We start from the raw sequence: 23,719 nt of genomic DNA on the forward strand, positions 1-23,719 counted from the left end.
TTGATGGAACGTGCTGCCATGCGTTCCATACTCATGATCAAGGAGCCTCATGGGAGCCGTCCACGTTCGCACGCCTAAGAACTTTGTGCTCGAGGAGCGCCTGGAGCGCTACGCCGATGCGATTGAGACGAACCCCGAGGCCTATGCCGGAGATTGGCGCGAGGCTTGCGCGCCAGTTGGCAGCAAGCCCTTCGAACACCTTCACCTGGATCTTGGCTGTGGCAAGGGAACGTACCTTGTAGAGCGCGCGGCCCACGAGCCAAACACCCTCTTTATCGGTATGGACCAGGAGCCCATCTGCATCGCCTATGCCGCACAGAAAATCTGCGAGCAGGAGCTGTCCAACGCACTCGTCCTGCCCCGAGGCGCCGCATCGCTGCCGCAGCTGTTTGCCGCAGGCGAGCTCGATGCCATTACCATTAACTTTCCCACGCCGCAGCCCAAGGCCAAGTACGCCAAAAAACGACTCGTCCATGTCGACCATCTGATGCTCTACCGCCCGCTCTTTTCAGCCGGCGCCACCGTCACACTGCGAACCGACAGTAAGCCATTGCGCGACTACGCCCTGGGGCAGTTTGCCGCGGCCGGCTACGACACGCTTTGGGTAAGCGACGACGTCCGCCGCGACCATCCCGAGCATCCCGAGACCGAGTACGAATGCCGCACGCGCGAGATGGGTGCCGTCGTCTATGGCATTTGCGCCACACCCGGCGCGCAGCCCAGCAATGAACAGCTCGCGGCGGGCCGCGCGCAGGAGCAAAGCCTTGCCTGCTACCTGCCCGAAAACCTCGATGAGCTCACCTATGTACCTCTGGGCATGGAAGAGGCCGTCGAGAACTTTAGAAACCGCGCCCGCAAAGGCAAGAAGCGCCTGCCGCAAGTCCTAGGGGCTTCTGATGGTCGCGGCGTCGGCAAACAAGCGCAAATTGGCGCCAGCGAACGGCCCTCAAACCTAAGTGAGTAGACTTTTTTGCAATAGCCAGGCACAGCCCGCATAGCGAAACATAAAACCGCAGGTAGAACCCTTGCGCAAAAGTCATGTGCTCGCAATATCGCAAAAAGTCTACTCACTTGGCTAGCGACTACACTAAACGGCTGGGCAGAACGCCCATTTCCTGCATTTTCTTGCCTGCGAACGCATCGATGCGACGCTACGCCATAATAGTTGGCGGACAATCGCGAGAGAAAGCAAACACATGGCACAGACCACGACAGATATCGCCGCCAGCACCGTCCCCGGTGCCGGAGCCGCCAGTTCATTCTCGGGCGGCACGGGAACCGAAGCCGAATTCGGCTCACTCGGTGCGCTCTCCCCCACCTGGTGGGAGCCCGAGGACGGCAGCGAGCCCGAACCGTGGCTCACGCCCGACCAGGCCTTCGAGCGCTTCTTTGAATGGACGAGCGATCGCGGTATTGAGCTGTGGGACCACCAGGAAGAGGCCCTCATGGATCTAGCCGCCGGCGATCACGTCATTCTGGGCACGCCGACCGGATCGGGCAAGTCGCTTGTCGCGCTGGGCATGCTCTTTATGGGCATGGCACAGGGCAAACGCTGCTATTACACGGCCCCCATCAAGGCTCTGGTCAGCGAGAAGTTTTTCGACCTTGTGCAGGTGCTCGGCCGCGATAACGTCGGTATGATCACCGGCGACACGCATATCAACACCAAGGCGCCCGTCATCTGCTGTACGGCAGAAATCCTCGCCAACGACGCACTACGCGAGGGCGAAGATGCCGATGTTGGCTGCGTCGCCATGGACGAGTTCCACTACTTTGCCGACCCCGATCGCGGTTGGGCCTGGCAGGTGCCGCTGCTCACCCTGCCTCACACGCAATTCATGCTCATGAGCGCCACGCTCGGCGATGTCACTGCCATCGCCGCCTCACTCGAGGAGCACACCGGCGCTGCTTGCGACTTGGTCGTCGACGCCCCGCGTCCTGTTCCGCTGAGTTACGACTATGTGACGACCTCCCTCGAGGGCACGGTCGAGCTCGCCATGCGCCGCGACGAGGCCCCACTCTATATCGTGCACTTTAGCCAGGATGCCGCACTTGCGACGGCACAGTCGCTCGCCAATTTTGGCATTGCCAACAAGGAGCAGCGCGAGGCCATCAAGGAGGCGGCCAAGGGCACGAGCTTCTCGACGGCCTTCGGCAAAATCCTCAAGCGCTTGCTCGGATGCGGCGTCGGCGTGCACCATGCTGGCATGTTGCCGCGCTACCGCCTGCTGGTCGAGCGCTTGGCGCAGCAGGGCCTGCTACCCGTCATCTGCGGCACCGATACGCTCGGCGTCGGTATCAACGTGCCCATCCACACCGTGGTGCTCACCGCGCTCACCAAGTTCGATGGCTATAAGATGCGTCGTCTGCGCGCCCGCGAGTTCCATCAGATTGCCGGTCGTGCCGGCCGCTCGGGCTTCGATACCGAGGGCATGGTCATCGCCGAGGCACCCGAGCACGAGATCGAGAATGCCAAGCTTATGGCCAAGGCGGGCGACGACCCCAAAAAGCTCCGCAAGATTAAAAAGAAGAAGGCCCCCGAGGGCTTTGTCACCTGGAACAAGCAGACGTTCGAGCGCCTGATCGAGACGCAGCCCGAGACACTCAAGCCGCGCCTGCGCATCACGCACTCCATGGTGATTGGCGTGGTCGAGCAGGGTGGCGATGCCCGAGCCCGCGTACACGACCTCATCGAGACGAGCCTGCAGACCCCCGAGGAAAAGGCTAAGCTCGAGGTTCGTGCCGACGAGATCTTCGCCACGCTCATCGATTCCGGCGTCGTCGTGCGCACCGAGGTGCCGCCCGCACCCGACGCTCCGGCTGACGCCGCGCCGGACATCGACTACGCACTGACGGTCGACCTGCCCGAGGACTTTGCGCTCGACCAGCCGCTCTCGCCGTTTTTGCTTGCCGCGTTGGAGCTGCTCGATCCCGAGAGCGAGACCTATACCATGGACCTGATCTCGATGGTCGAGGCAACGCTCGAGGATCCCAAGCAGGTGCTGCGCGCTCAGGAGCGCGCAGCGCGCGACCGCGCGATGGCCGAAATGAAGGCTGACGGCGTCGAATATGAGGAACGCCTGGAGCGCATCCAGGATGTCACCTACGAAAAACCGCTCGAGGACTTGCTCGACGCCGCCTTCGACAAGTACTGCCAGGAAGTGCCCTGGGCAAACGACTACCAGCTCTCTCCCAAAAGCGTCCTGCGCGATATGCTGGAAAGCGCGAGCGATTTTAAGGGTTACATTCAAAAGCTCGGCATCGCCCGTTCCGAGGGCATTTTGCTGCGTTACCTGGCAGAGGCCTACCGTTCGCTCAACCGCACCGTGCCCATCGAGAAGCGCGACGAGCGTCTGCGCGACATTATCTCGTGGCTCGGCTTTGTGGTGCGCTCGGTGGACTCGAGCCTGGTGGACGAGTGGGAGAACGCCGGCAACCCGGCAGCCCTCGATGCTGCGCCGCCGCAGGGCATCGACGAGGTCGTGGCGGACCGCCGCGGCTGCACGCTGTTGGTGCGCAACGCGCTCTTCCGCCGCGTGACCCTTGCCGCCCGCGAGCACGTTCGCGACCTGGGCGAGCTCGACGACGACTGGGGCATGAGCGAGATCCGCTGGCAAAAAGCACTCGACGCTTACCACGAGCAGCACGAGGAAATCCTCACCGACGGAGATGCCCGCAGCGCCGCGATGTTTTCCATCGACGAGTCCGACGAGAAGACCGCGCACGTATGGCACGTGCACCAGATCTTTGCTGACGAGGATGGCGACCACGATTTTGGCATCATGGGCGATGTCGATCTGGACGCCACGCAAGACGGCGGCGAGGTAATCTTCAAGAACTACCGTGTCGGCTTTATCGAGGACCTGCTCGAGGACTAGCCGGGCGCAATGGGACGAAACAAAGCGGGGTCGCTGGCAACATCGCCAGCGGCCCCGCTTTTTGCGCGATACGCTATCCCCTACTCGGCATCCTCGACCTCATACGAATCCGCCTCGGCTGGCTCATCGTTCGTCTCTGTCGCGGCCCCGCGCGCCTCGTCAAACGCTGCTTTCATGGTCTTGTTGCCCCACGTGAGCTTGCGAATGGTAAGATCGTCGGCTTTCTTGTTGGCAAGGCGCAGATTGTTCTCGGAGGACAGCAACGCCTCCTTGGTTTTCTGCAGATGGCTAATCGTCTTGTCGATCTCATCGATTGCCGTTTGGAACTTGCGGCTCGCGATCTCGTAGTTGCGGCCGAAATCGTTCTTGAACTTCTCCATCTTGGCTTCGAAGTTCGTGACATCGATATTCTGCTGCTTGTACTCCGCCAGCTCCTGCTTATAGCGAAGCGAACCCATGGCGGCATTGCGTAGCAGCGTAATGATGGGAATGAAGAACTGCGGGCGGATCACATACATCTTCTCGTAGCGATAGCTCACGTCCACGATTCCCGCGTTGTAAAGCTCGCTCTCGGGCTCGAGCAGCGTGCAGAGCACCGCGTACTCACAGCCTTTCTGGCGACGATCGTGATCGAGTTTCTTAAAGAAGTCCTCGTTTTTATGCTTGGTCGCGGTCTCGTCGTTCTCGTTTTTCATCTCGAACATAATCGAAATGACCTCGTTGCCGCTCGCGTCGCGCTCACGGAAAATGAAGTCTCCCTTGGTGCCCTCGGATGCATCGTTATCTTTCTCGAAGTACGCATTGGGAAACGCCGTCATGCGCAGACGGTTAAACTCGGTCTCGCAGTGCTGCTCGAGCGACTCGCCCACCATCTTGGTGGACAGGCGAACCTTCATGTCCTTAAGGCGCTCAATCTCTTCATCCTTGTAGCGAATCAGGTCATCGCTCGCGCGCTTGGCCTGCGCAAGCTCGAGCTCGTGTGCCGCCTTGGCTTGCTCCTCGCGAGAATCGCGCACCGCCAGCTCGCTCGTCAGTTTGGCACGTGCCTCATCGCGCTCTCGCTCCGCCGCGGCGACCGCCTCTGACAGGTTCATTTTTGCCATCAGTTCCTGCTCGCGCAGCTGGGCACGCAGGCCCTCGGCCTCTTGCTCGGACTGAGCCTTTGCGGCGGAAAACTTCTCTTGCACCTTCGCGCGATAGTCAGTAAGCGCGCGCTCGGCCTCGCTGCGAGCGGCATCGAGCTCACGCTGCGACTCTGCCGCGGCAGCGGCAAGCGCCATCTCCTGGGCCTTGTCCGCCGCGGCGATCCTGGCCTGCAGCTCGGCAATCTGAGCGTCGCGCGCGGACAGGTCGTTTTGAGCAGCATTGCGTGCCGCCGCCTCGGCAAGCCTGGCTTCATCATCTTTGCGCTCCAACTGCGCACGTAAATTGTCGATCTCGCGCTGAAGCTCGGCATTCTCCTTTTGAGCATCGGAACGAGCCTCAACCGCCGCGCGCTGACTTGCACTCTCGCGCTCTGCGGCAGCGCCTTCGAGCTTGGCGCGCAGCTCGGCAAGCTCAGCGTCGCGCTTGGCAACCTCTTGTGCCAGCTGCTGAGCTGCAGCGTTCTTCTGCTCGACAAGCTGAGCGTCGCGCTGAGACTCTGCCTTTTGCAAAGCAGCCGTCGAGCGCGAGCGCTCAAGCTCCAGTGCCTGCTCGCCCTCGCGCTGGACCGCCTTCACGCGCTCATCCAGGTCGCGCGAGAACTCGGCATCGCGCACCTGCTTGACGATATCCGCATAGCCGGACGCATCGACCTTAAAAACTTCGCCACAATGCGGGCACTTGATCTCGTTCATAGCAGCTCCTCGATGGACGCAAATTTCAACCGCCTACACTCTACCGCGCCGCACGGACAAAAAAGGCGCCGCTGCCATAATGGCAACGGCGCCAGAACCACCACAAAGGCGACTGTCCCCTTTGTGGTGACTTGGGTCCTTACAGGTCGCGGTAGTCGATCAGGCGAAGATCGGATTGAGACTCGAGCCAAGCGCGAAGCTCGGGGTCGATCAGTGCATCGACTTCCTTGGTACGATCGGTCGTGAGCGAGCTGTTCTCCAGGATAAAACGATCGAGATAACCCGGATGGCACACAAAGACGACCGTCTCGCCGTCCACCATCCCGCGAACCGTCTGCATGATTGCCTCTTTGGGCTCGTAGCCCGGCTCCATCGAGCGCATCACCATGCGCAGATCAGTATCTCCGCAATGCACCACAGCCGCGGGGTCGAAGCTCGCCTTTTGCTCCTTAAGGCCCAGCTCCTGAGCAACCGCCGAGATCGCTCGGTTAAGGTTTTTGCTCATGACGGCATGGGCCTCAAAGTAATCGGGCTCGCGGCCCACGATCTCGACAAAGCGGTCATGCTGCGCGCGGATCTCGATGCAGGCCTCGTCGAAGTCTATCAACTCCTCGCCGCGCTTAAAATGATCGCGGAAGGTACGGCTGCTATGGAACTCATCATTCTCGTTGAGCATGCTCGGAATGAGCGCCGGGTCGGCACACGGCTTGCCCAGGCACACGTTGGTATGCTGACCCACCGCAATGCCGGCATCCGCCACGAGCGACCAGCCACGCTCGGCCTCGGGCATATTGGGCATAAGTCCCGCCGAGCGCACCAGGCCCTCATTGATACTGCGGGCAATCCCCAGGTTAACGGCATACGAATAACCGATATCATCGGCACGAATGAGCAATTGCTTCATATTGACCCCCATCTACGGAAAGGGACACTTGAAGCGCAGCCAAGTGCCCCAGATAATTGTCCTACCGAACGGATGCTTTAGGCTTTGGCGGCAGCAGCGTCTTCGTCGAGCTGCTCCTTGGTAAAGCCAAAGAAGTAGGCGATGGCAGCGGCGGCAACAAATGCAGTGCCCGATGCAACGCAGCCCCATACGAGATTAGCAGTTCCGCCTGCAACATAACCTGTAATACCAAGGATATTAGTTGCGCCCAAAACATACGTGGTCACATTAGTGAGAGCCGCGATCAGGCCGCCGATAGCGCCGCCCGCGACCATGGCACCCAGGCAGCGAGTATACTTAAAGCCGCAGCCATACAGCGCGGGCTCCGTCACGCCACCGACAATGCCGGAGAGCGAGAAACCAAGCATAGCGCCCTTTTCGTCGACCTCCTTAAGGCGCAGGAAGGCACCGAAGGCCATGCCCCACGTGGCGAACTGAGCGATAGCACCCGCGACCATAACGCAGGAGTCAGACCCTGAGGTGAGCACCTGCACAATGCCGAGGGCAATCAGAACCTGGTGCATACCGGTCATAACCAGGAACTCCCAAAGCGCGGCAATGGCGACGAGGGAGAGGATTGTGACGATGCCGCCAGCGTTTCCGAGGCCGAACATAAAGTTGCCGACCAGGTCGCCCAGAATGGAACCAATCGGAGCTAGGGCGCACAGGGAAACGGGGGTCATCACAGCCATGGTGCACACGGGCACAAACACCGTGGAGAGCATGTCGGGGATGATCTTCTTCATGAACTTCTCGACGACCATCAGCACCGGCATAGACAGCAGCATGGGGAGCACGGTCGCAGAATAGTTGTTCAGCTGAGCCGGGAGCACGCCGTAAACCATCGTGGTCGTAGCACCAGAATCCGCAGCGGCGTTGACCAACGTCATGAACTCGGGGGCAATGAGCACGCCGCCGAGCATCATGCCGAGCGGCTGGCTGCAGCCGAGCTGCTTTGCGGCAGCCCAACCCAGATAGACAGGGAGGAAATAATAGCCGGCGTTGTAAATCCAGTTGTAGAAGAAGTTGTAGATGTCAGAATCGGCAGACCAGATACCGAGCATGCCGTCGCCGCAAAGTACGGCAAGTGTGCGGAACATGGCGGCGCCCATGATAATGGGGATCGTCATGCACATTGTCTTGGACAGGTAGTTAAGGGCCTTCTTGCCCGCAGTCTTGACCGTCAGTGGCTCCTTGGTGCCGTCATCGAGGTTCTCGTCAATGGAGCCTTCGCCCTTGACGCCCAGCGCAATGGCGGCGTCATAGACCTTCGGCACGTTCTGGCCAATGATGACCTGATACTGGCCGCCAGACCACTGTGCGCCCAGCACACCCTTGATCTTCTTAACTTCATTATCATTGGGAATGGACTGATCTTTGAGGTTCAGACGCAAGCGGGTCATGCAGTGCGTCGCGTTCGTCACATTGGAGGCGCCGCCGACGGCAGCGAGCACGTCCTCGGCAATCTTCTTGTTATCGACAGCCATGTCGAATCCCTTCTCTTCCAACTAAAGGCCGTGGGACTTCACGGCACCAAGACGCACGATTCCGCTCGCGCCTGCGCAGCGCGCGATACCAGTTGGCAAGAGATTGATTTGCATGTGATTCCCGGGTGGATCGACATGAAAAAAGCCCCGCGCACAACCGACAGAGACCCAATTATGGTCTCGGCAGAATCGGTAGTGCCTCTCGGAGCTGCGCCGTGAGTAACACCCAACACACGGCGAGTATATGCGGCAGATGCGTTCGTTGCGGCTCAGATTACCGACGAACGGTAGCAAACGACCCGCGAACGGTCGCCATGACGGAAAGGAAATACCAGAGAGCCTATTTATCCGAGTGGACAGAAGCCACGCGATTCACATGCATGATCAGATAGACGAGCTCCTCTTGGGCCAATGGCTCGCCAAAGGTCTCTTGAATCAGATCGTCGACACGGTGAGCGCAACGCGATGCCGCCGGATACTGCTCCACGAGCACGTCGTAAAGACCGGAGTTCTCGGTATCGATCGGCTCTTTCTTTGCCACGCGGTCGAGCAGATAGCGCACATGAGTGGCAAAGCGGGCAAAGGCGAACGACGAGCGATCGACCGTCACACCCAACTCTTCTTGAATAATCGCGACCGTCATATCGAGCAGTCGCTCCTCGTGCTGCTCGGCAAGCACGCGCCGCTCGCTCGGCTTAACCGATGCGTTGACAATCGACATGGCAATGCCCGCGGCCTCGCTTCGGGGCATACGCACACGGAAGCTTTTCTGGATGCCGCGAACAGCCAGCTCGCCCAAGCGGTATTCGATGGGATGCAGCTGCTCCAGATCGCGCTCGAGCGGCAACGACACCACCATGTGTTCGCGGGCGCGCTTAATGGCAAACTGGATATGGTCCGCCAGTGTAATGGGGAGGTTAGGGCTCAATTCGTACGAAAGCTGTCCGGTTGCGATATCAGCCAGCTGAGCAGAAAACTCCAGCACCTCGGGGTCGACCTCATCAATAAACGCCAGGTACTTTGAATCAATGCCGTAAAAGGTACGCGTGATGACATCCAGGTCGACCTCATGCGGCATATCGCCAAAGCCGATACCGCGACCCAGCGCGATAAGCTGACGCCCCGCGCCGTCTTCGCAGATGGCAGCGTTATGGTTAATGCGCTGGATAGCCCTCATGGATTCATCGCTCCTACTGAAACGCGCCGCACAGACCATCCGCGCGGCGCGTTCATTCTACCTGCACTTACAGCTACAGTCCAAAGAAGCCTAGGATTTGGTCACGGCTTACGGGCTTGTAGTTGTTGGCATCGAGGCCAACGTCGTAGCGCAGAACCGGGCGCTCGCGATCGCGGTTGCGCGCGTTGGTGCGGTCTCCCCTGCTGTGGATATGCCCGTGCAACATGATGGCGCCACGCGCCTTGCCGTTCCAGCTGAGCATGGGGTAATGGCTCATTACCAGGCGATGGCCCTTCGCGTAACCGGGGGCGACCTCCAGATAATCGCGCACCTCATCCCAAATGTGCGGCGCGTCTGGATCTTCCCAGTCGCCGTCATGGTTACCGCGGATGAGCGTTACGTTCTGACATTCGATGCGCTCGCGCAGGCGCACCGCCTCCGCCAGGGGCAAACGATAGGTAAAGTCTCCCAAGATATAGAGGCGGTCGTCCACAGCCACGCACTCATTGATGGCATCGATGACCTTGCGGTTCATCTCCTCGACCGAATCAAACGGTCGATCCATGTCGTGCAAGATATTCGTATCGCCCAGGTGCAGGTCGGCGGTAAACCACATCATCGTCTCTGTCCTCATTTCGCAACGCGTATAAGACCTGTTTAGTATACAGACGCGGCGATGAGACAGTCACCCAAAGAGCCCGCCGAACAGACCTCGGCGACGCTTGTCCTGCTTTTTCGAAGCGTCATCCCGCGTCTTCTTGCCCTGCCGCTTCTTACGGTCCTGCTCCAACTCATCGTCATCGAGTAGCATATCCCACTCAAACGGATCGTCTGTCAGATCGAACAGGTCATCGTCATCAAACACGTGCGCCTCCATTACCGATTAGCGAGCATCCACAACGTAGTTGAGAAGTCTACGGGCCCGTGCGGACACAAATTCATCCTGTCTGCGTCTTTCAATCGTTTGCCGCAACGCTTGCGCAACGGAACGCTTGCAGATAAGATGGGAACACGGATGGCACCCGTGGCAGCGGGTCTTGCCAACTCCGATACACGTTTTCATCGTGAGAAGTGGCCGTCTTCGCTTACGCGGGGGCGGCCACTTTGTTTGCCCCTATGTCATCTGATTCTAATGCACAAACATGCGCACGAACTTGTGCTTCCAGCTTGCGTAAGGAGCATAGCGGAATGGCACGTCCAGCCAGGTTGCCTTGTTCACGATGCTCTTCCTGTGGCTGAACGTATCGAAGCTCTCGCGTCCATGATACTGACCCATACCGCTCGCACCCATGCCGCCAAAGCCCATATGGCTCGTAGCCAAGTGCATAATCGTGTCGTTGACGCAGCCGCCGCCAAAGGGCACGTAACGCACAAAGCGCTGCTGAACCGCGCGATCCTGACTAAAGATATACAGGGCCAGCGGCGTCGGACGATCAGTAATAAACGTCTCGGCCTCGTCTAAGCTCTCAAACGTCAGCACTGGCAAGATGGGGCCGAAGATTTCCTCCTGCATCACGGCGTCATCGGGGGACACGCCATCCAAAATCGTCGGCTCGATCCTGAGCGAAACCTCGCGCGCGGTACCTCCCAGCACAACCTTATCGGGATCGATCAGCCCGCGTACGCGCACAAAATGTTTGGCGTTGACGATATGGCCGTAATCCTCGTTGTCGAGCGGATGCTCGCCAAACATACGGCGGACTTCCTCCTTGATGAGACCCAGCAGCTCGTCGTGCACGCGCGCATCGACCAGCAGGTAGTCGGGCGCCACGCAGGTCTGCCCCACGTTGAGCCATTTACCAAAGGCGATACGCCGCGCCGCGACCTTCAAGTTTGCCGTCGCATCCACGACGCAGGGACTCTTTCCGCCCAGCTCAAGCGTCACGGGCGTAAGGTTTTTACTTGCGCGCTCCATGACGAGCTTGCCGACCGGAACGCTACCGGTAAAGAAGATCTTGTCCCAGCACTCATCGAGCAGCGCTTCGTTCTCGGCGCGCCCGCCCTCGACAACCGTCACCAAGCGCGGATCAAATGCCTCTTCACAGATTTGCTTGAGCACCGCGCTCGATGCCGGAGCATAGGCGCTCGGCTTGATGACCACAGTATTGCCCGCGGCAAGGACGCCGGCGAGTGGCTCGAGTGTTAGCAAAAACGGGTAGTTCCACGGAGCCATGATGAGCGTGACGCCATAGGGCACGGCTTGCGTCTTGCACACACTCACGGCATTGGCAAGGTCGCACGGACGCAGGCGCGGACGACTCCATCGAGCCACATGAGCGATCTGATAACGAATCTCGGAAAGCGACGTGCCAATCTCGCACATATAGGCCTCGTCATGCGACTTGCCCAAATCGGTCTTGAGCGCATGGGCAATATCGGCCTCGTGGGCCCGTACCGCATCGCGTAAACTCACGAGCGCACGACGTCGAGCATCGACATCAAACGTGGCGTGCGTCTTAAAATAGGCGCGCTGATCGGCAACGATGCGCGCGATTTCCTCGGTGTTCATGGGCCCTCCTAGTTCTCGTCTTCAAACATACCACCCGCAACGACCTCGTACATATGCTCGAGCTCCAAACGGTCCATTAAAAGCGGAACGGGGTACAGGGGATTGGCCTCGGCATCGGCATGCGCCGCCATCTCAGGAATGTCGGAGCGGCGAATGCCCGTCACATATTTGGGTATGCCCAAGGCGGCGTTCATGCGGTCGACCCAATCGATAAAGGCCTCAGCAGCCACGTTGTCCAGCGCATTAGCCGGCGCAATGCCGGCCATGCGGGCGAGATCGGCGAGCTTGGGAGCAGCAGCTTCGCCATAGGCGCGAAGCATGTGCGGCAGGATGATGGCGTTGGCCAAGCCGTGGGGAATCCCGTAACGCCCGCCCAGGCTGTGCGCGATGGCATGGACGTATCCAACATAAGAGCGCGTAAAGGCAACGCCCGCTTTATACGCCGCCGAAAGCATATTGCGGCGCGCACGCATGTTGCCACCGCACTCATAGGCCTCGAGCAAATTGTCGTGGATGAGCTGCACCGCCTGGCGCGCCATCTTGCGCGTATAGGGCGTGGTGCTGCGCCCGATAAAGGCCTCGACGGCATGTGTCAGGGCGTCCATGCCCGTTTGCCCCGTAATGGAGGCGGGCAGGCCGCGCGTAAACTCGGGGTCGTGCACCGCAAAGCGCGGGATCAGCACAAAGTCGTTAATGGGATACTTGTAGTGCGTCTCGTCGTCGGTAATTACCGCTGCAAGCGTGACCTCGCTTCCCGTGCCCGCCGTGGTGGGAACGGCGATGAGCAGCGGCAGGCGACGATGGATACGCAACAGGCCGCGCATCTTGTTGATGGGCTTCTTTGGCTGCGCGATGCGCGCGCCCACGCCCTTGGCGCAGTCCATGGCCGAACCGCCGCCAAAGCCGATAATGGCCTGGCAGGCGCTCTCTCGATACAGAGATGCCGCTTCCTCCACGTTTGAGACCGTGGGGTTCGCACATGTTTCGGCATAGACCGCAGCGCTAATTCCCTTGGACGCGAGCGCTGTCTCGAGCGGTGCCGTGAGCCCCAGACGGGCAATGCCGGGATCTGTCACGATAAGAACATGGTGTATTGAACGCTTTTGAAGCACTGCGGGCACTTCCTCAGCGTGCTCTAAAATGCGTGGCTCGGTATAGGGCAGCACCGGCAATGCGATGCGAAAAACCGTTTGATACGTTCGGCACCAGGCGCGGCGGGCTAGATGCATAAAGGAAGCTCCTTCATTTGTTGATTGGTCAACATTTGCTCGACCGATTGTACTCATCGGAGGTCGCACGAGGTCTAGCAATCGTTAATCAATCAACATCTACACATGCTTAAATTGTTTTATTAAAAATCATTCCTAATAGGCTTCACATTCGGTCTCATTTATGGATAATAGAACTCGTCAAGACGCACGTCCGGAGAGGGCCCTTACGGGACCGGACGAGCGCACCATCGCCATCGATCGAAAGGATCGAATCATGAAGTTTGTTTGCCCCGTTTGCGGTTATGTGGAAGAGTTCGACGGCGACCAGCTGCCCGAGGATTTCAAGTGCCCCCAGTGCGGCGTTCCCGGCTCTCGCTTCCTGAAGCAGGAGGAGGGCCAGCTCGAGTGGGCTGCCGAGCACGTCGTGGGCGTCGCCAAGATGGAGGGCGTCTCCGAGGACATCGTTGCCGATCTGCGCGCCAACTTTGAGGGCGAGTGCTCCGAGGTCGGTATGTACCTGGCCATGGCTCGCGTTGCTCATCGCGAGGGTTATCCCGAGATCGGCCTGTACTGGGAGAAGGCTGCCCACGAGGAGGCCGAGCATGCCGCCAAGTTCGCCGAGCTCCTGGGCGAGGTCGTGACCGATTCCACCAAGAAGAACCTCGAGATGCGCGTTGAGGCCGAGAATGGCGCCACCGCCGGCAAGACCGATCTTGCCAAGCGCGCCAAGGCCGCTGGCCTCGATGCCATCCACGACACCGTGCACGAGATGGCTCGCGACGAGGCCCGCCACGGCAAGGCTTTCGCTGGCCTGCTCAAGCGCTACTTTGGCTAAGCCAACTGCCTGAGACATAACCTCTAGCTCGAAGAAGGCCCGGACCGTATTGGTTCGGGCCTTTTTGTGTCTCGAGGACTCGTTAACGCCCTGAAATAGAGCTATCTTCGGCATCGGTCTCTCGTCAAAAACTAAGTGAGTAGACTTTTCGAAACTTGCCGAGCAGACCATCCGTATTGCTTTATAAAGTCGCAGGTAAATGACTTGTTTCAAAACGGCCTGGTCGCCAAAGTGCCAAAAGCCTACTCACTTAGAACCGCAGCCGTCCACGATCGAGCTGTTTTGCGTCTAACGGGCATCTTTCCGTCGATTACTCCCAATTTTGTCCAGTCAACGAATAGTTCAGACCGGAGTAATGTCTCAGCCCTTTGCTCATCTGAGCTTTTATCACGATATTCAGCATCGAGCATCCTGCATATGGCCTTAACGATCGCGCGGAATCTATCCTCATCGGATATCTGTCTGTGTGTCAGGAGAAGTACATCGTAGCCCATGGCCTGAAGGGCCGTCATGCGGTCAGCGTCACGCAAGCCATCCCCTGCGCGTCCGTGCGAGGCCTTTCCCTGACATTCAATGGCCACCTGTCGCCTGCCGTCCGGCGAAGAAAGAAGTAGGTCGATATATACACGGGACTTTCCCACAATCGCTCGAGCACTTGTGCTTAGCATCACTTCAACATTAAGCTCTATGCCGCAAAAACCTTCGCCTCCCAGGGATCGCGGCAGTGCAAGTAGCAAATACGCCTCGACCTCAAAAGGCGACGCGGCGCCCAATGGAACGAGTTGCGATACCGCTATAAATCTATTGCCGTAACGCATCCCGCAAACATCTGAACAAAAACGGTCAAGGTCTCCGCCCAAAACCAAAGCGTCTCGACGCCATAAATTTGAGGCGGTGCCGTCCTCGGACGGGCAGCGCACCCAACCGAACGTTGTCGAAATCGCGCCCGAATCAATTGCACGCGAAAGCTCCGCCTCAAGTGCCGCCGGCAGGGCACACACCGCAAACAAGCCACACATCTCCGCCAATACCAAAAGAAGCTGAAGATCCGTCAGATGCCGCAACATGATGAATGCCGTCAGTAGAGGAGACGTAATCAAAACCCCATGCTCCGTTCCCAGCACGGATTCCCTGGGAAGCTCACCAAGAAACAGCCGCTGCCTAATGCTGGCAGGACAAGTCCGTTTGTTTCTCGACCGAACCAATGTATACAACGGAAAACCGAGCGCGACCGCAGCCGTCGGGTTGCGGGCGAGATCATATCGCTGCCGGTCTTCTTCCGGTCGTGGAAGCGGCGGACACAAAGCGCGGACTTGAGGAGGCAAACGCCAGTACCTAAAAGCTGATATGTCACAAAGTAGATCCTTCATAGGCACAGGAAAACACGAATTTCAACCCAGTCAGTCACGCATTGGCGCGAACGCACCAAAAATGGCGCCGAACGGACTGCCAAGTTTTCAACAGCCCTCCCCAACTGGCCAAAAGCTTGCCGAGAGCTGGACGAAGCCCTGTTGAAAACCCCATTTTTTCTCATGCAGGAGCTTTGCGCGGCAAGTGAGTAGACTTTTTTGAACATCCCGAGCAGGCCGGTCATCCTGCTTTTCAAAACCGCAGGTAGATAGCTTGTTACAAAACTGCCTGGTCGCCAAAGTGCTAAAAGTCTACTCACTTAGGTTGCAGAGTGCCCCCCCCCATTAGCTGCAATTCCAAGGTAGTTAGTACTTTTGGACTCAGATCGTCATACTGAACAAGAATTTGAGTTGAGTTTTCAGGGACAGATGCGCCATCGGCACACCAAAAACAGTCACCGATATCGATAAAAGGGATGCTCGAGCGCGTGAGGGCCCGTGCAAAAGAGCTTCCGCCCGCGTCACACTCCACGGCCACGACGCAGTAAAGGCCGGCGTCCGCGTACTCGATCGAGACTTCCCCTGCCGGAAACGTTTTCCGTACAAGCGCCGCCAGGCCATCACGCGCCCCACGAGCACGAACGCGCACGCGGTTCACATGTCGCTCGTAATCACCCGATTCCAGCAAACGCGCCAAGGCAACCTGATCAACAGAACTTACCGACGAGGCGTAGAAACCAAGGTTGCGTTTAAACCTCTCCATTAGTTCATCGGGCAGCACCATGTACGCCAAACGTAACGCCGATGAAAGGCTCTTCGAAAACGTGTTGGTGTAGATAACCGACTGGGCGGCATCGATCGACGCGAGCGCGGGAATCGGCTTGCCGGCAAGGCGAAACTCACAATCAAAGTCGTCTTCGATGAGATACCGACCTGGCCGCTCGGCGGCCCAGCTCAGCAACGCATAGCGACGTGCAATGCTCGTCACAAGACCGGTCGGATACTGATGAGACGGCATCAGGTGAAGGACATCGGTCCCGGTTTTCTGCAGCGCGCTCAAGTCCACGCCCTCAGCATCCAACGGGACATGCCGCACTTCGCAACCCATGGCCTGATAGATGCGCGTCAAGCGCAAATAGCCTGGATCCTCGACGGCATACACCTTGTCCGCGCCAAGCAACTGAACCAACATGGTATCGAGCAGCTGGGCGCCCGCACCGATAACGATATTGTCGGGATTGACATTCATGCCCCTTGTCCCGCGCAGATGGCGCGCAATCGCACGTCGCAGTCGAGCGGTGCCCTGCGCCGGTGCGGGCGAAAAGATTTCACGTTCGTCTTCGGACGTCAGCGTCGCCCGTAGCGCACTTTGCCAAAGCCGCGCCGCCTCCAAGGCGGAAGGAGAAAGCGCATCGAATCGCTCGACCTGTCCGTTGACATCATGCGCGCTGGGGCCCACGGAGGCGTCATCTCGGTCGATGCCCTCCGCAGCCGAAGCCAAAACCGGTGCATCGGGAAGCTCGCACGCGTAGTAACCACAGCGCGGCTTTGAGCAAATATAACCCTCGGCAAGCAACTGGCTATATGCATTTTCGATTGTAATGACACTAATTCCCAGATGACTGGCAAAGGCGCGCTTAGACGGAAGATGCTCCCCCGCCGCAATACGTCCAGCTACAATATCATCTCGAATTTGCTGGTAAACATACTCATAGAGCGATGCTTCGCCGCGGTTTTCCAAATTATAGTCAAGCATGAGTTTGTCACCTGACCTTATCGAGTCATTCAATCTGGCATTAGTCTGACCTTGCTATTATCTCGAAAACTGAGTATTTCGCCATACCCAGCTCCCCGATAGGATGTTCCGTCAAGCAATACACATGCCAACCAAGGGAGCAACCATGGCAGAACAGACCAGCAAGGCCGATCGCGTTAAACTCAACCGCGAGCTCGCGCAGATGCTCAAGGGCGGCGTCATCATGGACGTCACCACGCCCGAGCAGGCACGCATCGCCGAAGAGGCGGGTGCTTGCGCCGTCATGGCGCTTGAGCGCATCCCGGCCGACATCCGTGCCGCGGGTGGCGTCTCGCGCATGAGCGATCCCAAGATGATTAAGGGCATCCAGGAAGCCGTCTCCATCCCCGTTATGGCCAAGTGCCGCATCGGCCACATTGTCGAGGCGCAGATCCTGCAGGCCATCGAAATCGATTACATCGATGAGTCCGAGGTCCTCTCCCCTGCCGACGATGTCTACCACATCGACAAGACCCAGTTTGACGTGCCGTTTGTCTGCGGTGCCCGCGACCTGGGCGAGGCGTTACGCCGTGTTGCCGAGGGCGCCACGATGATTCGCACCAAGGGCGAGCCGGGCACGGGCGACGTCGTCCAGGCTGTGCGCCACATGCGCAAAATCCAAAAGCAGATCCGCGACGTTGTCGCTCTGCGCGACGACGAGCTCTTTGAGGCAGCCAAGCAACTGCAGGTTCCGGTTGAGCTGGTCCGCGAGGTCCATGCCACAGGCAAGCTTCCCGTCGTGAACTTTGCCGCCGGCGGCATAGCGACCCCCGCCGACGCCGCGCTGATGATGCAGCTGGGTGCTGAGGGCGTCTTTGTCGGCTCGGGTATCTTTAAGAGCGGCGACCCCGCCAAGCGCGCCGCCGCCATCGTTAAGGCCGTGGCCAACTTCACCGACGCCAAACTCATCGCTGAGCTTTCGGAGGACCTGGGCGAGGCTATGGTGGGCATCAACGCCGACGAGATCGAGATCATCATGGAGGAGCGCGGACGCTAGTCCAGCAGAAAGGATCGCACATGAGCGATTACGCAGACCAGACGGTCGCCGTGCTGGCGGTCCAAGGTGCTTTTACCGAGCACGAGGCGAGGCTGTCCGAGCTGGGCGCACGTTATATTGAGCTGAGGCAGGCGGCTGATTTGAAGCAGAGCTTTGACCGCCTGGTCCTCCCCGGCGGCGAGTCCACCGTTCAAGGGAAGCTGCTTGATGAGCTGGGCATGCTCGAGCAGCTTCGTGCCCGCATCGCCAAAGGCATGCCCGTCCTGGGCACCTGCGCCGGCCTGATTCTGCTGGCTCACGACCTTGCCGCCCATGACGATAAGGGCACGCCGCGTTTGGCAACCATGGATGTACTTGTCGAGCGCAATGCCTACGGCAGGCAGCTCGGCAGCTTTCGCACCAAGGGACAGGTAGACGGCATCGACGGTGAAGTGCCGCTGACGTTTATCCGCGCGCCCCGCATCGTCGAGGTCCACGGCGACGCCAAGGCCTTGGCAGAGGTCGATGGCCGCATCGTCGCCGCCCGCGAGGGCAACCAGCTCGGCGTAACCTTCCACCCCGAACTCGATAAAGACACCCGCCTCCACGAACTGTTCCTACAAATGTAGGCGGAATAGAAACGAGCGTGGATTTTCGCACACACAACAAATGAGAGTGGATAATCTCCCACTTTGAGCTCGAACACAGGCCCAAACCGGGAGATTATCCACTCTCATGCTATGTAGTCGTTTAAGAACGTCCCCAATGACTACTTTTTGGCAGGCTTGGATTAAGGCAACGCCGATGTCTTGGTACCGACAGCGAAAACCCGCCAGAGCGAGCAAGGTGCCTTGAAACAAGGCGGCATTGACCTTCTGGTCATGCCGCCGAAGTTGAAAGGCAGATTGCCGCTCTGGCGGGTTTGCAGCGTCAAGTGGTTACGGCGTTTGGTAAAACGCCGTAACTAATTAGAAACGGTTGCCGCGGAAGCCGCCACCGTTGCGGCCGCCACGGTCGCCACCGCGACCGCCGCGGTCGTTGCCACGGTTGCCGCCGAAGCCACCACGGTTGCCACCGCGATCGCCATAGCCACCACGGTTGCCACCAAAGCCGCCGCGACCGCCACGGTCGCCGCCACGGTCGCCAAAGCCGCCGCGACCGCCACGGTCGCCGCCACGCCCACCGCGCTCGTCACGGCCGCCGCGAGGACCGCGGTCCTCGTCCAGGCCCATGGCGACGAGCGGAGCGATAACCTTATCGAGAGCGGCCATCAGCTCGGTGGCCTCCTCGTAAGAAAGCTCGGGCAGGAGCTTCTCCTTCTTGTTGGCAAGCTCGGTCAGGCCCTCAGCGGCATCCTCGGCAGCGAAGACAACGATCTTGCGCATATCGCCCTCGGCGTCGTCGATGCGGCCGACCAGATCGGCAGCCTCGGCCTCGGCCATCAGGCCATCGAGCTCACGAAGGCGCATGCCCAGCAGGTCGGACATTTCCTTCTGCTCCATCTTGGGCTTGAGGTCAAGAAGCTTGATGGCGCGCTCGATGTTCGCCATGCGCTCGGCCTTGGCCTCCTCCTCCTTGGAAATAGCAAAGCGACGGCTGCGCAGCAGGCGGGCGGCCTTCTGCATCTTGTCCATCAGCTCTTCGTCATCGTAATCAGCGGCGGCCTCGACAACCTCGGCCTCCTCGGCGGAAACCTCGTCAGCAGCCTCAACCTCAGCAGCTTCGGTCTCCACGGTCTCGACTGCCTCGACCTCGGCAGCCATGGTCTCGTTCTCGGTCTCGTTCATGATCTCTTCGTTCTCGGACATGAGACTCCTTCTTGGCCCTCTCGGGCATCATCGCCCCATTCGCGGGGCCCGTCGCGCACTCTTTGCGCTTTAAACAATCATGCCTCTCGGCAAAACGTCCATTAGTTTATGGTGTCGCCCGCCAATCTAGCTGCAGAATCTATGTGCACACATTAATGCGACATGTGCGACTCGCGGCGGGCGTACACCAGCGACACCGCGAACCCAACCACGGCAATCACGGCCGCCACGCGCACGGCAGCCGCAAATCCGATCGCCTGGGCAACGTCCGCCGCAACGCCAGTGGCGCCGGCAACCGCCGCAGAACTCGAAAGCAGACCGATAAACAGCGATGGACCCAGCGACGCGGCAATCATGTTCCACGTGTTGAGCAATGCCGTTCCGTGAGGATGCTCAGCGGCAGGCAGCGTCTCCAAGCCGGCCGTCTGCGAGGGGCTCAGCACTAAACCGACGCCAGCATACACCACAATGGTCAGTGCCACGACGACGCCGATGTTCATGCTTGCCGCCGTCATCGAAATGGCAGTCTGCCCCACGGCAATCAGGGCAAAGCCGACCGGCAGCAGCGGCCATGCGCCACGGGCGTCCATCACGCGTCCGCCCACAATCGAGGTCACGGCGTTGCAGGCAATCGCCGGCAAAATGAGCAGGCCCGCAACAAGAGCAGTCATGCCGTATGCGCCCTCAAAATAGAGCGGCAGCAAAACGCTCATCGAGAACGTCGTCATCATCGACACCACCACAAGCAGGCACGCAGGCCAAAAACGAACGCTCGCCATGGGGCGCACGTTGAGCACCGGATGTTCGAGCTTGAGCTGGCGGACCGCAAACAGGCCAAGCAGCACCACAGCGGCGAAAAGCGTCACGATACCGGTCATCACATTGGTCGAGAACTCGCCTACGGAATATACAAACGCCGTGATTCCGGCCGCTAGCAAAGCAACCGACAGAATATCAAGCGTAGTGTTCGAGCGCTCTCCAACATTCCGAACGAGCTTTGCTGCCGCCGCGGCGACCACGACACCGCCCACCAGCGGCACTACGAACACCGCCCTCCAGCCAAACAACGTGCACATAAGACCGCTGATCACGGGACCAAATGCCGGCCCTAGCGTAATGCAGGCACCGCCCAGGCTCAGATACAGACCGAGCTTCTCGCGCGGGGCGCAAGACAGCACCACGTTCATCATGAGCGGGAACAAGATGCCCGATCCCGCAGCCTGCAAAATACGACTTGGCAGCAAGACAGTAAACGTTGGGGCGACCAGGCACAGGACTTCTCCGGCGACCAGGCATCCACATGCGAAAAACAGCAGCTTGCGCGTCGAGAAGCGACCGGAAAGAAAGGCCATGATGGCCGTAAAGATCGACGTCACGATCATGTAGCCCGAAACAAGCCACTGCGCCGTGATGGCACTCACCGAAAAGGCCGCCATGATGTCGTGCAACGCCACGTTAATGATGTTCTCGTTAAACGCGGCAACAAAGGCCGCGATATACATTACGGCGAGAAACGCCGAAGTGGCCGATGGCGCTACTTGAACTTGTTGCTGAGATTTGCTCCCCATGCATTTCCTTCCTCTTGGAACGACAGTCGTATCGCCCCAGAGGAACAGTCCAGGGCGAGGATGAGCCCTAGACTTACGCCAGACGCCGCACGCGACGAGTCTGGCAACATGGTCCAACGTCGAAAGATTGTAACGCGAACGCGCAGCTTTCCTTCCGCGCTATTATTAAAAGTCCACGAAAGCATGAGACATGAGGAGCCCGCCATGATTAAGCCCATCATGAAATCCGAGTTCTTTTTGCGCCTGCCTTCCGAAGACGCGGGCCCCGATGACGCCGTGACCGGGCAGGACCTCCTGGATACGCTCCATGAGCATGAGCACGAGTGCGTGGGCCTTGCCGCCAACATGATTGGCGTGCGCAAACGCATCATCTGCGTAAAGGACGGCAACAGGGCGCTGCTGATGTACAACCCTCAAATTCTTGAGCAGGTCAATTCCTATCAGACGAGCGAAGGATGTCTCTCGCTTTCCGGCGAGCGCCCCTGTACTCGCTATCGCCGCATTAAGGTTGAGTATTTGGACGAGAATTTCGTCCACCGCATCAAAAACTTCTCGGGCTACACCGCCGAGATCATCCAACACGAAATCGACCACTGCAACGGGATTGTTATTTAGACAGCCAGGGTAACGATGCAGGTTGAGCACACGACAGCGAGCGAGCCGCATTTGCGCCAAGGTGACGTGAAATGAGAGGGCGCTGACCTTCTGGTCGCGCCCTCGAAATTGAACGTCAGATTGGCGTGAATGCGGCTCGCGCAGCGTCAAGTGGTCCGCCGTTCGGTAGAACGGCGGAACTAATTAGCTCTGGCGGTAATGATCGAAGAAGTCGGCGAGGTCTTCGAGCGACTCTTTGAGCACTTCCATGCGCGGCAGGTACACGATGCGGAAGTGGTCGGGCTCACCCCAGTTAAAGCCGCCGCCGCGCGTGATCAGGATCTTCTTCTCGTGCAGCAGGTCAAGGGCGAACTGCTCGTCGTCAGTGATGTTGAACTTCTTCACATCCATCTTGGGGAAGATATAGAACGCCGCACGCGGCTTGACCACCGAGATGCCGTCGATCTTGTTGAGTGCCTCATACACGAAGTTGCGCTGCTCGTAGACACGACCGCCGGGGCGGATGTAGTTGTTAACAGACTGATGGCCGCCGAGCGCCGTCTGGACGATTGACTGAGCCGGCACGTTGGAGCACAGGCGCATGTTCGAGAGCATGTTGATGCCCATAATAAAGTCGCTCATGCAGCGCTGGTTACCCGAAAGCACCATCCAGCCAATACGATAGCCCGCGATCATGTGCGACTTGGAAAGGCCGCTAAAGGTGACGCAGGGCAGGTCGGGAGCGAGCGAGGCAATCGAGACGTGCTCGTAGCCGTCCATGCACAGGCGGTCGTAGATCTCATCGGCAAAAATCATGAGCTGGTGCCTGCGCGCGATCTCAACGATGCCCTCGAGTACCTCGCGCGGATAGACCGAACCCGTGGGGTTGTTGGGGTTGATGATGACGAGGGCCTTGGTCGCGCTCGTGATCTTGGACTCCATATCCTCCAGGTCGGGATACCAATCCGCTTGCTCATCACACAGATAGTGAACGGGATGACCGCCGGCAAGGGTTGCGCACGCCGTCCAGAGCGGATAGTCGGGGCTGGGGATCAGAATCTCGTCGCCATTGTCGAGCAGCGCGTTCATCGAAAGCTGAATGAGTTCGGACACGCCGTTGCCCGTGTAGATGTGCTCCATCTGAACATTGGGCAGGCCCTTGATCTGCGAGTACTGCATGATTGCCTTGCGCGCGGAGAACAGGCCACGCGAGTTGGAATAGCCTTCGCAGTCGGGCAGCTGCTGGCGCATGTCCTTGATGACCTCATCGGGCGTGCGGAAACCAAAGGGCGCCGGATTACCGATGTTGAGCTTGAGAATACGCTCGCCCTCGTCCTCCATACGGGCGGCCTCGTCGACGACGGGGCCGCGCACGTCATACAGGACGTTATCGAGCTTGGTGGATTTAGAAAAAGTACGCATGGTGGTGCTCCTTGGAATTTGAGCTGAGGGATGGGGTTCGGGCTTGGGCACGTTGCGAGGCGATGATTCCTCGCCTTGATCGGCGTCACCGGCGAGCAGCCAGGAAACATCGACCTCCAAAATACGAGCGAGCAGCTCTGCCACATCGCGCCGCGGGATCGTCTTGCCGCTCACATATTGGCTCATCTGACTCTTGCCGAGTTTTTTTCCGAGCATCTCCGATGCGCGGATTACGTCCGACTGGCGAACGTCGCGATCGGACATGGTCTGTCGCAGGCGATCGCTAAACGTCTCTTGGGCCATTAGAACCTCCTTGCTGGCAAAGTTCA

General features: G+C 59.1%; 19 protein-coding genes. 6 read left to right on the forward strand and 13 right to left on the reverse strand.

The annotated features are described in order from the left end of the window. Window positions 1-49: 49 nt before the first annotated feature. A complete protein-coding gene (locus DXD48_RS00250; protein WP_233514948.1) occupies window positions 50-964 on the forward strand; it encodes a tRNA (guanosine(46)-N(7))-methyltransferase TrmB in 915 nt (304 codons plus the stop codon). A 232-nt stretch (window positions 965-1,196) separates the two neighbouring features. Then, entirely contained in the window at window positions 1,197-3,878 is a 2,682-nt protein-coding gene (locus tag DXD48_RS00255; RefSeq protein ID WP_117563515.1) for an RNA helicase, read from the forward strand. Window positions 3,879-3,958: 80 nt separating this feature from the next. Here DXD48_RS00255 and DXD48_RS00260 read toward each other — a convergent pair whose 3' ends face one another. The 8 genes from DXD48_RS00260 to DXD48_RS00295 all read right to left on the reverse strand — a co-directional run bounded on the left by DXD48_RS00260 (window position 3,959) and on the right by DXD48_RS00295 (window position 13,061). Beyond that, a complete protein-coding gene (locus DXD48_RS00260) occupies window positions 3,959-5,716 on the reverse strand; it encodes a DUF2130 domain-containing protein (RefSeq protein ID WP_117563516.1) in 1,758 nt (585 codons plus the stop codon). Window positions 5,717-5,855: 139 nt separating this feature from the next. Beyond that, window positions 5,856-6,620, reverse strand: a complete 765-nt coding sequence (locus tag DXD48_RS00265; protein ID WP_117563517.1) for a ChbG/HpnK family deacetylase — start codon at window positions 6,618-6,620, stop codon at window positions 5,856-5,858. A gap of 77 nt (window positions 6,621-6,697) precedes the next feature. Continuing rightward, window positions 6,698-8,146: a PTS transporter subunit EIIC gene (locus DXD48_RS00270; RefSeq protein WP_117563518.1), complete on the reverse strand. Its 1,449-nt coding sequence runs from the start codon at window positions 8,144-8,146 to the stop codon at window positions 6,698-6,700. Between the two features lie 340 nt (window positions 8,147-8,486). Further along, on the reverse strand, window positions 8,487-9,323 hold the full coding sequence (locus tag DXD48_RS00275; protein ID WP_158548887.1) for a PRD domain-containing protein: 837 nt from the start codon (window positions 9,321-9,323) through the stop codon (window positions 8,487-8,489). A gap of 73 nt (window positions 9,324-9,396) precedes the next feature. After that, a complete protein-coding gene (locus DXD48_RS00280) occupies window positions 9,397-9,957 on the reverse strand; it encodes a metallophosphoesterase (protein ID WP_117563520.1) in 561 nt (186 codons plus the stop codon). A gap of 51 nt (window positions 9,958-10,008) precedes the next feature. Then, window positions 10,009-10,188, reverse strand: a complete 180-nt coding sequence (locus DXD48_RS00285; RefSeq protein ID WP_117563521.1) for a hypothetical protein — start codon at window positions 10,186-10,188, stop codon at window positions 10,009-10,011. A gap of 264 nt (window positions 10,189-10,452) precedes the next feature. Then, window positions 10,453-11,832 (reverse strand): aldehyde dehydrogenase, encoded by a 1,380-nt coding sequence (locus DXD48_RS00290; protein WP_117563522.1) that lies wholly within the window; start codon window positions 11,830-11,832, stop codon window positions 10,453-10,455. Between the two features lie 8 nt (window positions 11,833-11,840). Further along, window positions 11,841-13,061 carry an iron-containing alcohol dehydrogenase gene (locus DXD48_RS00295; protein WP_117563523.1) on the reverse strand — a complete coding sequence of 407 codons (1,221 nt, stop codon included), beginning with the start codon at window positions 13,059-13,061 and terminating at the stop codon, window positions 11,841-11,843. 253 nt (window positions 13,062-13,314) lie between these two features. Between DXD48_RS00295 and DXD48_RS00300 the strand changes: the two genes are divergently transcribed. Then, window positions 13,315-13,878, forward strand: a complete 564-nt coding sequence (locus tag DXD48_RS00300; RefSeq protein ID WP_070097113.1) for a ferritin family protein — start codon at window positions 13,315-13,317, stop codon at window positions 13,876-13,878. 242 nt (window positions 13,879-14,120) lie between these two features. On the opposite strand, the gene DXD48_RS00305 is transcribed toward DXD48_RS00300, so the two are convergent. Together DXD48_RS00305 and DXD48_RS00310 are read right to left on the reverse strand one after the other, a co-directional pair. After that, window positions 14,121-14,978, reverse strand: a complete 858-nt coding sequence (locus tag DXD48_RS00305) for a hypothetical protein (protein ID WP_124786405.1) — start codon at window positions 14,976-14,978, stop codon at window positions 14,121-14,123. Between the two features lie 565 nt (window positions 14,979-15,543). After that, on the reverse strand, window positions 15,544-16,983 hold the full coding sequence (locus tag DXD48_RS00310) for a PLP-dependent aminotransferase family protein (RefSeq protein WP_117563524.1): 1,440 nt from the start codon (window positions 16,981-16,983) through the stop codon (window positions 15,544-15,546). 145 nt (window positions 16,984-17,128) lie between these two features. Here DXD48_RS00310 and pdxS point away from each other — a divergent pair, with 145 nt between their 5' ends. Together pdxS and pdxT are read left to right on the forward strand one after the other, a co-directional pair. Then, window positions 17,129-18,019, forward strand: a complete 891-nt coding sequence (pdxS, locus tag DXD48_RS00315; protein ID WP_117563525.1) for a pyridoxal 5'-phosphate synthase lyase subunit PdxS — start codon at window positions 17,129-17,131, stop codon at window positions 18,017-18,019. A gap of 20 nt (window positions 18,020-18,039) precedes the next feature. Continuing rightward, window positions 18,040-18,627: a pyridoxal 5'-phosphate synthase glutaminase subunit PdxT gene (gene pdxT, locus DXD48_RS00320; RefSeq protein WP_117563526.1), complete on the forward strand. Its 588-nt coding sequence runs from the start codon at window positions 18,040-18,042 to the stop codon at window positions 18,625-18,627. Between the two features lie 339 nt (window positions 18,628-18,966). Here the strand turns inward: pdxT and DXD48_RS00325 are convergent, their stop codons facing one another. Both DXD48_RS00325 and DXD48_RS00330 read right to left on the reverse strand, forming a co-directional pair. Continuing rightward, entirely contained in the window at window positions 18,967-19,806 is an 840-nt protein-coding gene (locus DXD48_RS00325; protein ID WP_117563527.1) for a hypothetical protein, read from the reverse strand. A gap of 152 nt (window positions 19,807-19,958) precedes the next feature. Next, on the reverse strand, window positions 19,959-21,374 hold the full coding sequence (locus tag DXD48_RS00330; protein WP_117563528.1) for an MFS transporter: 1,416 nt from the start codon (window positions 21,372-21,374) through the stop codon (window positions 19,959-19,961). A 204-nt stretch (window positions 21,375-21,578) separates the two neighbouring features. On the opposite strand from DXD48_RS00330, the gene DXD48_RS00335 reads away from it, so the two are divergent. After that, on the forward strand, window positions 21,579-21,989 hold the full coding sequence (locus DXD48_RS00335) for a peptide deformylase (RefSeq protein WP_117563529.1): 411 nt from the start codon (window positions 21,579-21,581) through the stop codon (window positions 21,987-21,989). A 183-nt stretch (window positions 21,990-22,172) separates the two neighbouring features. Here DXD48_RS00335 and DXD48_RS00340 read toward each other — a convergent pair whose 3' ends face one another. After that, window positions 22,173-23,693 (reverse strand): aminotransferase class I/II-fold pyridoxal phosphate-dependent enzyme, encoded by a 1,521-nt coding sequence (locus tag DXD48_RS00340; protein WP_117563530.1) that lies wholly within the window; start codon window positions 23,691-23,693, stop codon window positions 22,173-22,175. Window positions 23,694-23,719 lie beyond the last annotated feature (26 nt).

It is taken from the genome of Collinsella sp. TM05-37, from assembly GCF_003436455.1.
Classification (GTDB): Bacteria; Actinomycetota; Coriobacteriia; order Coriobacteriales; family Coriobacteriaceae; genus Collinsella.